The organism is Micromonospora sp. NPDC049051 (genome assembly GCF_043197575.1).
Classification (GTDB): domain Bacteria; phylum Actinomycetota; class Actinomycetes; order Mycobacteriales; family Micromonosporaceae; genus Micromonospora.
On record NZ_JBICTL010000002.1, the window covers coordinates 716,279 to 728,530 of the forward strand.

General features: G+C 73.5%; 10 protein-coding genes. 4 read left to right on the forward strand and 6 right to left on the reverse strand.

The genetic code is table 11. The annotated features are described in order from the left end of the window. Positions 1-33 precede the first annotated feature (33 nt). The gene (locus ACGFIR_RS10455; RefSeq protein WP_393144424.1) at positions 34-1,521 is read right to left on the reverse strand and encodes a hypothetical protein; all 1,488 of its coding nucleotides are present in this window, start codon (positions 1,519-1,521) and stop codon (positions 34-36) included. Positions 1,522-1,608: 87 nt separating this feature from the next. On the opposite strand from ACGFIR_RS10455, the gene ACGFIR_RS10460 reads away from it, so the two are divergent. Both ACGFIR_RS10460 and ACGFIR_RS10465 read left to right on the forward strand, forming a co-directional pair. Then, positions 1,609-2,757, forward strand: coding sequence for a sensor histidine kinase (locus ACGFIR_RS10460; protein WP_393004054.1), 1,149 nt, complete (start codon positions 1,609-1,611; stop codon positions 2,755-2,757). Beyond that, positions 2,754-3,410 (forward strand): response regulator transcription factor, encoded by a 657-nt coding sequence (locus ACGFIR_RS10465; RefSeq protein ID WP_393004056.1) that lies wholly within the window; start codon positions 2,754-2,756, stop codon positions 3,408-3,410. Before ACGFIR_RS10460 ends, ACGFIR_RS10465 begins: the two co-directional genes overlap by 4 nt. A gap of 110 nt (positions 3,411-3,520) precedes the next feature. Here the strand turns inward: ACGFIR_RS10465 and ACGFIR_RS10470 are convergent, their stop codons facing one another. The 3 genes from ACGFIR_RS10470 to ACGFIR_RS10480 form a co-directional block, all read right to left on the reverse strand. Then, a complete protein-coding gene (locus ACGFIR_RS10470) occupies positions 3,521-3,922 on the reverse strand; it encodes a VOC family protein (RefSeq protein WP_393004058.1) in 402 nt (133 codons plus the stop codon). A 348-nt stretch (positions 3,923-4,270) separates the two neighbouring features. After that, positions 4,271-5,440, reverse strand: a complete 1,170-nt coding sequence (locus tag ACGFIR_RS10475; RefSeq protein WP_393004695.1) for a sensor histidine kinase — start codon at positions 5,438-5,440, stop codon at positions 4,271-4,273. 74 nt (positions 5,441-5,514) lie between these two features. After that, positions 5,515-6,183 (reverse strand): response regulator transcription factor, encoded by a 669-nt coding sequence (locus tag ACGFIR_RS10480; protein WP_358084829.1) that lies wholly within the window; start codon positions 6,181-6,183, stop codon positions 5,515-5,517. Positions 6,184-6,332: 149 nt separating this feature from the next. Between ACGFIR_RS10480 and ACGFIR_RS10485 the strand changes: the two genes are divergently transcribed. Continuing rightward, positions 6,333-7,628, forward strand: coding sequence for a C39 family peptidase (locus ACGFIR_RS10485; protein ID WP_393004060.1), 1,296 nt, complete (start codon positions 6,333-6,335; stop codon positions 7,626-7,628). Positions 7,629-7,698: 70 nt separating this feature from the next. Here the strand turns inward: ACGFIR_RS10485 and ACGFIR_RS10490 are convergent, their stop codons facing one another. Further along, positions 7,699-8,991, reverse strand: a complete 1,293-nt coding sequence (locus ACGFIR_RS10490; RefSeq protein ID WP_393144426.1) for a PQQ-binding-like beta-propeller repeat protein — start codon at positions 8,989-8,991, stop codon at positions 7,699-7,701. Further along, positions 8,988-10,286 (reverse strand): PQQ-binding-like beta-propeller repeat protein, encoded by a 1,299-nt coding sequence (locus ACGFIR_RS10495; protein WP_393004064.1) that lies wholly within the window; start codon positions 10,284-10,286, stop codon positions 8,988-8,990. The genes ACGFIR_RS10490 and ACGFIR_RS10495 overlap by 4 nt, the downstream gene beginning before the upstream one ends. 106 nt (positions 10,287-10,392) lie before the next feature. Between ACGFIR_RS10495 and ACGFIR_RS10500 the strand changes: the two genes are divergently transcribed. Further along, a complete protein-coding gene (locus tag ACGFIR_RS10500) occupies positions 10,393-12,246 on the forward strand; it encodes a hypothetical protein (RefSeq protein ID WP_393144428.1) in 1,854 nt (617 codons plus the stop codon). Positions 12,247-12,252 lie beyond the last annotated feature (6 nt).

Genomic DNA, 12,252 nt, shown 5'->3' on the forward strand with positions numbered 1-12,252 from the left:
ACCTCGGTGGACCGAGAACCGATTGGCGGTCTGCTACCGCCAGTCGGTGCTCGTGGCCGGTCTGCGGCCGACGGCGATCCATAGCGTGATCGCCGTGTACGCGCAGAGGACGGCGAGTCCGGCCCAGCCGGGGAGCGGGAAGTACCCAGCAGACGGTGCGTAGTGCGCGGTCACCTGTGGATACTCCGCTGCTGTCTGGCGGATGGCGAAGCCTGCGGCCGGGGTGAGTCGCAGGAGCCATTCGGAGACGGCATCGGGCAGCAGCGGGACCGCTGTGACGGTGTAGGGCAGAGCGATCAGTGACAGTCCGGTGAGCATCGCCGCCCAGCCGCGACGCAGCCACACGCCGAGTCCGTATGTGAAAGCGGCGCAGAGCGCGAGCACCGCCGCGACGCCAACCACCACCCGAGCGCCGCTCAGCAGCGGCAGGGGCTGCACCGGAATGCCGTTGGCCCGCAGGATCGCGATGCCCGCCGGAAGGACGACGCCGACAGCGAGCATGCCGGTGACGAAGGTGGCTGCTGCGACGACGCCCGACCGGGCGGCGGCCACCCGCCGGGAGGCTCTCTCACGAGCTGTCCGGGCGCCGTAGCGGGCCGCGACGACGATCACGATTGTCAACGCGACCGCCAGGCCGGGCAGGGTCTTCTCAGCGGTGAGCGCGCCTTCCTCGCCGCGCGGCCCGATGTCGCCGGTGCCGCTGACCGTGATGACGCCGTCCTTCTCCACGGCTCCCGACGCGTGGTGGTACCTCTCCCAGTCGGTGTGGTTCATCTCGCCGACCGGGTCGCTGTCCCACGCGCCGATGCCGCCGCCCTCGACGGCGACGTTGTCGAAGACGCCGACAGCCTGGGTGAACCGAACCTCCTCGGTCGCGCCGCCAAGGCCGATCCTGCGGAGCGTGAGGTCGCCGGGGGAAGTGGCGAACAGGCCGACCTGCACGGTGTCCGGCAGCCCGTCGAGTGTGGCCACGCCGACGGTGCGCCACTGCCTGCCGTCGGCGGACTCGGAGCCGGTGACGGTGTCGCCCGAGCGGGTCAGGCGCAGCCAGCGCGGGGACTGCTGCGATACGCCGCCCGCGCTTCCGGCGACATCGTGCGTGTAGTCGTATTGGAAGCGCACGCCGTGGTTGCCGGTCATCATGACCGCCGCATACGGCGAGCCCTGCCCCACGCCATCCTTGACGATGATCCCCACCTTCGCCCACGGCACCAGCCCGGACACGATCTGGTCATGGTTGGGCGGCGGATAGGTGATCGTCCCGGTCATCGAGGTCATCCGGACCGTGATGCTGCCCTCACGGCCAAGGTCGCGATGCAGGAACCAGAACCTGTCGCTGACGACGGCTCCATCGTCAGCGATGGGAACAGTCGGACAGGGCCAGTCGCAGGACGAGCGGTTACCGGAGGCAAACAACAGACCTAGCGCGATGACGGACAGGGCTGCGGCGGCCAGGGCGATCAGGCGGCCGGGGCGACGGAACGCGGCCCATTCCCGCCGGAGGAGTTCGATGGTTGACATGCCGTCGGTTCTACAGATGGGCGTGTTACACGGCCCGAACCGATGTTGTCATGCTGCTGTTAGTTCTGCCGCGGCATGCTGGAGGACATGATGGAGATGCGCAGCGGGACCGTCCGGGCACGGTTCACATTTTTGTACGCTGCCGTGTTCCTGTTGTCGGGTGTCGGGCTGCTGGGACTGACCGTTCTGTTCTCCGGCAGCCGCGTGAGCAGTGGCGCCCCGGCCGGGAATCTCCCCGTACAGGGCAACCTCGCTGCGGCACAGCAGCGCATTCGCGAGTTGGAAGAGCAACTGGTCGCAGCGCAGACGCAGCAGTCCCGCCAACTGCTGGCCGGTTCGCTGGTGGCGCTGGCCGTGATGGCGGTCGTCTCGCTGCTGCTCGGCCGGGTGCTGGCCAGACGCGTACTGCGGCCGCTGCGACTCATCACCAGCGCCACGCGGCGCATCTCCGCCGACAACCTCGACCAGCGGCTGGCCGTCACCGGCCCAGCCGACGAGGTCAAGAGCCTCGCCGACACCATCGACGAGCTGCTCGAACGGCTCGAGGCGTCGTTCGTCGCGCAGCGCCGATTCGTCGCCAACGCCTCGCACGAGCTGCGTACACCGCTGACGACGATGCGAGCGGCGATGGACGTCGCGGCCGCCAAGTCGGATCCGGCCCCCTCGACCGTGGCGCTCGTGGACCGCTTGCGTCCGCAGCTGGACCGTGTCGATCATCTGCTCGACGGGTTCCTCGTGCTGGCCCGGGCTCAGCACGGCGCGCTGGCCGACACCGCTCGCGTCGACCTCGGCGAGCTCATCGGTGCGGCGCTGGGCGAGAGGTCCGCCGACGTGGAGGCCAAGGAACTGAGCGTGACGCTGAACGCGCCGCCTGCACCAGCGATCCAAGGCAGCCCGCCGTTGCTGGCGCGGCTGGTAGGCAACGTCATCGACAACGCCGTGACACACAACGAGCACGGCGGCTGGATCCAGATCACGGTGTCCGCGAGCGAGGAGGAAGTGGTGTTGGCTGTCGAGACCGGCGGGCGCGTCTTCGACCAGCGCGAGGTCGACCGGTTAGCGCGGCCCTTTGAGCGGCTCGGTGGGGTACGCACCGGCTCCTCGGGGTTGGGTCTGTCCATTGTGGCTGCTGTCGCCGCTGCCCACGGCGGCCGGCTCGCCGTGTTCGCCCGGCGGGAGGGTGGGCTGTGCGTGTCGATCGCGCTTCCGGCCGCGAAGGTGCCGGTGGCGGCGTGAGGATCCTGGTCGTCGAAGACGATGACGCCCTCGCCGAGGTTGTCGCGGAAGGGCTGCGCGACCAGGGGATGGCCGTCGACCTCGCACACGACGGGCTGGCCGCAGCCGCCAAGCTCGATCTCACCGCGTACGAGGTGGTGGTCCTCGACCGGGACCTGCCGGGCCTGCACGGCGACCTGCTCTGCCAGATGATCACCGAGCGGGCAGACCGGCCGATGGTGCTGATGCTGACTGCGGCCAGCGCCCCCGGCGACCGGGTCAGCGGGCTGACCCTGGGCGCGGACGACTATCTCGCCAAGCCCTTCCACTTCCCGGAACTGGTCCTGCGCCTCCAGTCGCTGGCGCGGCGTAAGCCGCATGCCCGGCCACGCACCCTGAGCGCGGCCGGGATCGAACTGGACCCGGTACGCCGGACCGCCGTTCGCGACGGGCGGCAACTCAACCTCTCCGTCAAGGAGTTTGCAGTGCTGGAGGCGCTGCTGCGGGCCAGCCCGGGCTTCCTCAGCGCCGAAGCCCTGCTCGAGCAGGTCTGGGACGAGAACGCCGACCCGTTCAGCAATACCGTCACGGTGACGGTGGGCCGGTTACGCCGCAAGCTCGACGATCCCCCGGTCATCGCGACGACGCCAGGAATCGGCTACCGGATCGCTTGATCTACCGACCCTCAGTCCGGGTTCACCACCAGTCGCGGGCCGATCGAGCGGAAGGTCTGACCGTACGCGTGTGGGGCCCGTCGCCGGCAGGGTGACGGGCCCCTGCCGCGTCAGCTCCCGGCGTCAGCCGCCACGGCGGCGGCCCGCTCGGCCGCGCTGCGCAGCACGCAGAACTCGTTGCCCTCCGGGTCGGCCAGCACCACCCAGCCCGACCCGTCGGGGCGACGGCAGTCGGCGACCTGGGTGGCCCCGATGCCCAGCAGCCGGGCCACCTCCTCGTCCCGGGTCCGGTCGGCGGGCGCCAGGTCGAGGTGCAGACGGTTCTTCACCGCCTTGCCCTCCGGCACCGCCAGGAAGAGCACCTCCGGGCCGCCCGGGGGCAGCAGCATGGCCTCCGGATCGCCCGGGAAGTCGTCCGGCTGCCGGGGGCAGTCGAAGACCTGGGCCCAGAAGCCCGCCAAAGCGTACGTGTCGCGGCAGTCGATGCCGATGTTGTGGATGATCGCGCTCACTGCTGTTCCTCCCAGCTGGACGGCCTCGACGGCGCCGCCGCGTCACGCCGCGGGCGCAACTCGTGTCCCGTGGGGACGCCAGGGTCGGGGCAGTCGGAACTGACGTTGTGGATCCGTGGATGCACGGCTTCCTCCGTTACGGATGGAGGCGCCCCGTGTGCGTGATGGTCAGCCGGCGGTACGGGACGCGGAGATCATGACGGTGAACATCGACGCACCCCCCTCCGGTCCTCGAGCTGACGCCATGATCCTTCCATCAGACGTCGCCGAGCCGCAACCCCGCGGCCCGAGCCGCAACCCCACCGCCCTGAACCGCGACCGCCCTGAACCGCGACGCCGGGCTGGTCCTCACCGCCGGGCGGCTGGCTCCTCGGCGCCGATCGCCGGGGCGGCCTCCGCCGCCGGCAGGGTCACCGTGACCTCCAACCCGCCCCCCGGCTGGGCGATCACCTTCACGGTGCCGCCGTGCGCGTCGCAGACCGCCCGGACGATGGAGAGCCCGAGACCGGAGCCGCGGGCGCCGGTCCGCTCCCGACCGCCGCGCCGGAACGGCTCGAACAGGCCGGGCACGTCGGCCTGGTCCACCTCGAAACCGGTGTTGCCCACCACCAGCCACGACCGGCACCCGTCCGAGCCGGTACGCACCCAGACCCGGCCGTGCAGGTGGTTGTAGCGGATCGCGTTCTCGATCAGGTTGCCGGCCAGCCGGTCCAGCAGCCCCGGGTCGCCGACGACCGGCGCGGACTCCAGCGAGGTCTGCACCCGCAGCTTTATCCGTTCGACCTCCCGGCGTACGGCCGACAGGGCGTTGGCGGTGGCGGCGGCGAGGTCGCACTCGGTGCGGCGACCCAGCCGGCGGCCGGCCTGGGCCTCGCTGCGGGCCAGCACCAGCAGGGCGTCGACCAGGCTGTTCGCCCGCTCGGAGGCGTCGCGGACGACGGTGGCCATCCGGCGGTACTCGGCGGCGTCCGCCTCGTCGTCGCTGAGCGTCACGTCGATCTCGGTACGCATCACCGCGAGGGGGGTCCGCAACTCGTGCGAGGCGTTGGCCACGAAGCGCTTCTGCGCCTCGAAGGCGGCGGCTATGCGGTCCAGCATCTCGTCGAAGGTCTCCGCCAGCTCGGCCACCTCGTCGTCGGCGCCCGAGTAGCCGATCCGCTGGTCCAGCGTGGTCTCGCCGAGCCGGCGGGCGGTGGCGGTCACCTGGTGCAGCGGGCGCAACGCCCGACCGGCGACCGCGTACGCGCCGGCCACCCCGACGACGCTGATCGTCAGCAGCGCCACCAGGCCCTTGACCAGCAGCTCCCCGCTGGCGGCGTCGACGAGCTGACGCTGCCACTGCGCGGCGTCCAGCGACCGCCCGTCGGCCAGCACCACCATCGTGCCGGGGAGCAGTTCGTCGGTCGGGCGCAGCGCGTCGCGGACCAGCAGCCAGGCCAGCAGCATCAGGATCGCGCCCGCGCCGACCAGCAGCACGCCGTTGAGCAGGGTCAGCCGCAGCCGCAACGTGGGCCGCAGCTGGGCGCGCCGGGTCGCGGCGTCCGCCCTCGTCCGCCATCGCGCGGCCTGCGGGACCGACTCGTGTCTCGTGCTCATGCCGACGCCTCCGCCGTGCGGTAGCCCGCACCGACCACCGTCTCGATCAACGGCGGGTCGCCGAGCTTCTTGCGTAACGTCATCACCGTGACCCGGACGATGGTGGTGAACGGATCGGTGTTGGCGTCCCAGACCCGTTCCAGCAGTTCCTCGCTGGAGACCACCGCGCCGCGCGCCTTGAGCAGCTCGCAGAGCACGCCGAACTCCTTGTTGGTCAGGTCGACCGGCTGGCCGCCCCGGGTCGCCACCCGGCGGGCCGGGTCGAGGACCAGGTCGGCGAGTTCCAGCACCGGCGGCGCGGCCGGGGTGGCCCGCCGGCCGAGGGCCTGCACCCGGGCGACCAGCTCGTCGAAGGCGAACGGCTTCGGCAGGTAGTCGTCGGCCCCGAGCTGCAACCCCTCCACCCGGTCGGCGACGGTGCCGCTCGCCGTCAGCATCAGCACCCGGGTGAGGGTGCCGGAGGCGGCCAGCTCGGCGCAGATCTGGTCGCCGTGCACACCGGGCAGGTCCCGGTCCAGCACCACCACGTCGTACCGGGTGACGAACGCCATCTCGTGGCCGCTGTCGCCGTCGTAGGCGACGTCCACCGCCATCCCCCGCTTGCGCAGACCCCGCGCGATCGCGTCGGCGAGGTTGCGCTCGTCCTCGACCACCAGTACCCGCATCCCGGCCTCCTCGTGCCCCTGACCACCCACAACCTAGTGCCGGCCGCCAACCCGGCCCGCACCCGCCGTCTCCGGCCCACCCCGTTGCAGAAAACCTTCGTCGTACGCGATGCTTTCGGCATCAACCTTCGCAACGGACAGGGACACAGATGACCGACGCGGCGACGTTCACCGGGTGGGACGTCACCTACCGGGGCTTCCGCCTGCCCGACGACGCCGGGCTGGGCAGCCTGTCCGGGCTGCGCGCCGGCGGGCGGGGCCTCGAACTGGCCGACCCCGCCGAGTGGCTCGACCACCCCGACGCCGACGGCCGGCCCCGCCGGTACGCGGCCGGCACCTGGACGTCCCCGCCCGTGCCGGTCGGCTTCGCCGTGCGCGACGTGGTGCCCTCCTGGACCGGGGACACCCCCGGCGGCTGCTGGCTGCGGGTGGAGCTACGGGGCTGGCACGACGACGCCCCGGCCACCGGGTGGTACGTCCTCGCGAACTGGGCGGCCGACGACCACGCGATCCGCCGCGCCTCCGTGCCCGGGCAGCGCGACGCCCACGCGCAGGTGGACACGGACACCCTGGTGGTGACGGGTGCCACGGTCACCGGCTGGCAGGTCCGGGTGACCCTGCTCCGGCCGGCGGACGCCGACGAGACCCCGGTGCTGCGCTCGGTCGGGGCGGTCGCCGCCGGCCCCCGCCCGACGGCGTCGCCCGAGGCGCCGCAGGCAGGCCGGGCGGGCTCCGCGGCGATGCCGGGCGGCTCCGATCCGGTCACCGGGCCCACGCCCCGCGTCCCGCGCCCGCTGCCCGTCGAGCGGCCCGCCGGGCGGGTCCCGGCCGCTCGGGGCACCGTGCTGGACGTGCCGCGCTACTCGCAGCGGCTGCACGCCGGGGAGCACCCGCAGTGGGGCGGCGGCGGGGACTCCTGGTGCAGCCCCACCTGCACCTCGATGGTGCTGGCCTTCTTCGGCGCCGCCCCGGCGGCGACCCGGTACGCCTGGGTGACCCCGCCCGGTCCCCGCCCGGTGGTGGTGCACGCCGCCCGGCACTGCTACGACCACACGTACGCCGGGGCCGGCAACTGGTCGTTCAACACCGCGTACGCGGGCCTGCACGGCGTGGACGCCTTCGTCACCCGGCTGCGCTCGCTGGCCGAGGCGGAGGCGTTCGTGGCCGCCGGCATCCCGCTGATCGTCTCGGCCGCGTTCCGGTCCGGCGACGTGCCCGGGCTGGACTACGACACCAAGGGTCACCTGATGGTGCTGGTCGGCTTCACCGAGGCCGGCGCGCCGGTGCTCAACGACCCGTACGCCCCGGACGACGACGCGGTGCGCCGGACCGTCGACCGGGACCGCTTCGAGGCCGCCTGGCAGGGCGGCAGCGGCGGGGTGGCGTACGTGCTCCGGCCGCCGGGCGTGCCACTGCCCCCGGCGCCGGAGCAGCCCAACTGGTGACCCCGGCGGCGGTCGCGAGGACCCGACGCCGGCGTCCCGGACGCGCCTGCCCCGCCCCCGCCAGGGCGGCTCAGCGGGGGTAGCGCCAGACGCCGAACCCGCCGGTAAGCAGCCGGCACGCCACCGCGTTCCCGTGGCTGCGGCAGTCCCCGGAGGCACCGCGGAGCACGTCCAGCACCCGGGCCCGTCCCGCGGCGACGTCCAGCTCGCCCACCACCAGCCCGCCACCGGCGACGGCCGGCCGCACGGCGAGCAGCCGCTCGTCGACGTAGAAGGGCATCAACTGCCAGATGCCGAGGTCGGCCACCTCCCGGCCGGTCGCCGCGTCGAGCACGCCCCACCGGTCACCGACGCCCCCGGACGACAGCGCCAGGAGCCGTCCGCCCCGCGCCAGGAACACCCCCACCCACCGCTCCCCGCTCCACCGCAGCGCCCCGGTGGCCGGGTCAAGGGCACTGAACGTGTTCCCTCGGGGCGCACACAACAGTTCGCCGCACGGGTTGACGTACTCCACCTGCGGCAGGCGGGTCTCCCAGCGCCGCCGCAGCCCGTCCAACCCGTAGGCGGTCACCAGGCCCGTGGGCGGCCGGACGACCAGCAGCAGGTCGTGCGCCACCATCGTGTGCACGAGCCCGGGCACGTCGCCCGAGGGCAGGTCCACCGCGTGCACGATGACGCCGGTGCGGGGGTCGCGCAGCTCGACCCGCCCCTCGGCGGGGAACAGCACGATCCGGTCCACCCGCCCGTCGCGGAGGGCGTACGTCGCGGCCCGGCCCGGCGTCGGCACCGACCAGAGCGCCCGGCCGGAGGCCGGATCCACCGACCGTACGACGCCGCCCTCCTCCCCGCCGGTCTGCAACAGCAGGATCCCCGTCGGGTCGAACCAGGGGTCGCCGGGCTGCCGCCAGCGTTCGCGGCCCGTCCCGGCGTCGAGGGCGATAGTCTGCACGCCGTCCTGGTTCCCGATGATCGAGAACAGGACCACCCCCGGCCCGGTCTGGACCTGCATGAACCGGTTCGCCGTCACGACCCGGGAGCGCCAGGCCGGAACGGGCGGGGCATCGTCGGCCGGCGCCCGCTCGGGCAGCGCGTACGCGCGCACCTCGACGGTGCCGTCGGACGCCCCCTCGGCCGGCTCGACGACGTAGAGCCGGTCACCGTGCAGGAACGCCTCCGCCCCGAGGCGGGCCGGCACGACGAACGCGACCCGGGCCGGCACCGGCGCGCTCGCCGCCACGGTGGCCACGAGGAACGCGAGCGCCAGTACGACTCGCAGCGGCCTGCCGACGGCGCGGGGCGGGCGGGCCGGGGACGCCTCCCGGCCCGGCTCGTCGCGTATCTCGCCGAGGTCGATCAGCGTCACGCCCGCCCCTTCCGGTCGCGGTCGCCGGGCAGCACCCACACGCCGAGCCCGCCGTCCTCGTGCCGGCAGACGACCGACGACCCGAACGTGCCGCACGCCCCCACCACGCCCCGCAGCACCGCCAGCACCCGGACGCCCTCCCCGCGCTCGTCGATCCGGCCGACCAGGTACCGTCCGTCGCGCTGCCTGCGGTGCACGGTGATCCGGGGGTCCTCCAGCAGCCCCCCGGCGAACGGCTGCCAGCGCCCCAGTTGCCGTACCGACCGCCCGGTCGCCGCGTCGAGCAGCACGTGGTCCGCGGCACCGCCCCCCGAGCGCCGGACGGCCAGCAGCCTGCCCTCGACGGGGACCGGCCACAGCGCCGCCATCCCGGTCTGCCACCGCACGGTGCCGGTGGCGGGATCGAGCAGTCGGACGGTGGGCGAGCCGTCGTCGACACAGATCAGGACGCCGCAGTCGTAGATGTCGGGCTGGTCGGCCGGGCCACGGGGCACGCTCCACCGCCGGCGCAGGGCGGCGATCTCGTAGCCGCTGAGGGTGCCGCTCGCGTCGGTGAGCAGCACCAGCTCCCGTGTGACCGTCAGCACCCGGGACCGGCCGGACACGGTCGCCGCGACGCGCACCGCGCCCGTGTCGGGGTCGCGCACCTCCAGTCGCCCGCCATCGAGCACCGCCAGCAGGCGCACCCGCTGGTCGCGCCGGTACAGGTGCGTGTCCTCGAAGGCCAGCGGCTGCGACCACCGGACGGCGCCGCCCGCCGGGTCCACCGAACGCAGCACGGACGCGCCCGAGGTGTCGAAGGCCGACAGCAGCAGGTGCCCGGCCCCGGTGGCGCCGCGCAACTGTCCCTCGGCCCGCCAGCGCACCCCGCCGTCGCCGACGGCGAGCCCGATCGCCGTCGGCGGCACCGTCCGGTCCCCGGTCGAGCTGACCACCAGCAGGTCACCGACCCGAACGGCCTGGAACACCCGCCCCGGCGCGGGCATCGTCACCCGCCACATCGGACGGCCGGAGGGCAGCCGGTACGCGACCAGGCGCCGCACCGCCTCGTCGGGCACCGCGTCGGGGTCCGAGGCGGTCACCAGGAGCGCCTCGTCGGCGAACAGGACGTTCGCGTCCGATTCGACCGGGATCGCGGCGCCCGGCGGCTGCGCGGGCCAGGGCGCGGCGGCGGCCGGCGCCACCAGGCAGAGCAGGGCGACCAGGGCCGGTGCCCAGCGGCGCAGGAGCCGGCCCGGACCGGGCTCGGCGGGGCCTGCGACGTCCCGCCGTTCGCCGAGGTCGATGACCGTCACGTGCCGTCCTCCCCGTCACACCGTGGCCTCCGGCGCACCGGCAAATCGGCCGCGGGGGCACCGGCTGGGCAAAAGCGACGTTGGCGCGCCTGTACGATGGCGCGTCGTGGCTGTGCCGGTGGTAGACCCCTCGCTGAACTCCGTCTCCGAGCCCGTCGCGGCCGAGCCGACGCGCCGGGCCCGGCGCAGGCCGTCCCGCGCCGACGTACTGGCCATCGGAGCCTATGTCCTGCTCGGCGTTTTCGTGTGCCTGAACTACTGGGTGGACGTGCAGAACCGGGTGTCGTCGCACCTGCCCACCGACCACAGTTGGTTCGAGTGGCTCTTCTCGCACGGCGCGTACTCGGTGCGGCACCTGGAGAACCCGCTGTTCACCGAGCGGCAGAACGCCCCCGACGGGGTGAACATGATGGCGAACACCTCGCTGCTCGGGGTGACGCTGCCGCTGGCCCCGCTGACCATGCTGCTCGGCCCGCAGGTCATGTACGCGCTCTACCTGGGCGGGGCGCTGGCCGCGACCGCCGGCACGTCGTACTGGATGCTGTCGCGGCACCTGGTGCGCTCCCGCGCGGCGGCCTTCGTCGGCGGCGCGTTCCTCGGTTTCGCGCCGGGCATCGTGCACCACGCCAACGGCCAGCCCAACTTCGTGTCGAACTTCCTGCTGCCCCTGATCGTGGTGCGGGTGTTGCGGCTCGGCGAGCCCGGCCGCCGGCGGCGCAACGGCATCGTGCTGGGCCTGCTGGTGGCGTACCAGATCTTCATCAACGAGGAGATGCTGCTGCTCACCGCGCTGGCCTGCCTGGTCGTCGTGGTCGCGTACGCGATCATGCGGCCGGCGCGGACGCGGGCGGTGGCCGGCAGCTTCGCCGCCGCGCTCGGCGTGGGCGGCGGGTTGGCGCTGCTGCTGACCGCCTACCCGATCTGGTTCCAGTTCAACGGCCCGCAGTCCTACCGGGGCTTGCAGGGCGGGGTGTTCCACAGTTGGGGCGAGGACCTGGCCGCCTTCGTCACCTTCGCCCGGGACACCGTGGCCGGCGACGAGGCGGTGGAGAAGACCATCGGGCTGACCGAGCAGAACACCTGGTTCGGCTGGCCGCTGGTGCTGCTGTCGGTGGTGGCGCTGGTGCTGCTGGTCCGCCGCTCGCTCACCGCCCGGATCCTCGCGGTGCTGGTGGTGGTCTTCACGGTGGCCTCGATCGGCCCGAAGGTGCGGCTCAACGGGGTGGAGACGGAGACGGACGGCCCGTGGGCCTACATCTCCGACGACCTGCCGTTGGTCGAGATGATGATGCCGACCCGGCTGGCCCTGGTGGTGGCGGCGGCGCTCGGCGTGCTGCTCGCCCTGGCCTGGGACGCGGTCGCCGGCAACGGTCGTCCGCCGGTGCCGGCCCCCCGCGCCGGCGACGGCACCAGCACCGCCGCCGGGCCGCGTCTCCGCTGGCTGCGGCCCGTCGGGTACGCGGCCGTCGCGCTCGCCGTGCTGCCGCTGTTCCCGCGCCCGCTGCCGGCGCAGCCCGTCGACCCGCCGCCGCACTTCATCACCGCGGGCGGCTGGCGCCCGTACGTGCCGGACGGCCGGACCCTGGTGCCGGTGCCGATCCCGAGCAACGTGCACGGTCTGCCCACGCTGCGCTGGAGCGCGTTGACGCAGCACGAGTTCCCGATCCCCGGTGGCTACTTCATCGGGCCGAACGAGCGGGGCGAGGGCGTCTTCGGCGCACCGAACCGGCCGACCAGCACCCTCATCTACTCCACGATGGACAAGGACGCGGTCCCCGCGCTGACCGAGGAGAACCGCCGCCAGGCGGTCGAGGACCTGCGCTTCTGGCGGGCGTCGGTGGTCGTCCTCGGCGCGCATCCGCGCGAGGCGGTCCTGCGCGAGCTGATGACCGCGCTGATCGGCCCGCCCCAGCGCGTCGACGACGTGTGGCTCTGGGACGTCCGGCCGCTCGTCGGCTGAGCCGTC

Bases quoted from the DNA above. Each gene is read 5' to 3' on its own strand.
- ACGFIR_RS10455 (WP_393144424.1), bottom strand. From the start codon at position 1,521: ATGTCAACCATCGAACTCCTCCGGCGGGAATGGGCCGCGTTCCGTCGC.
- ACGFIR_RS10460 (WP_393004054.1), top strand. From the start codon at position 1,609: ATGATGGAGATGCGCAGCGGGACCGTCCGGGCACGGTTCACATTTTTG.
- ACGFIR_RS10480 (WP_358084829.1), bottom strand. From the start codon at position 6,183: ATGCGGGTACTGGTGGTCGAGGACGAGCGCAACCTCGCCGACGCGATC.
- ACGFIR_RS10485 (WP_393004060.1), top strand. From the start codon at position 6,333: ATGACCGACGCGGCGACGTTCACCGGGTGGGACGTCACCTACCGGGGC.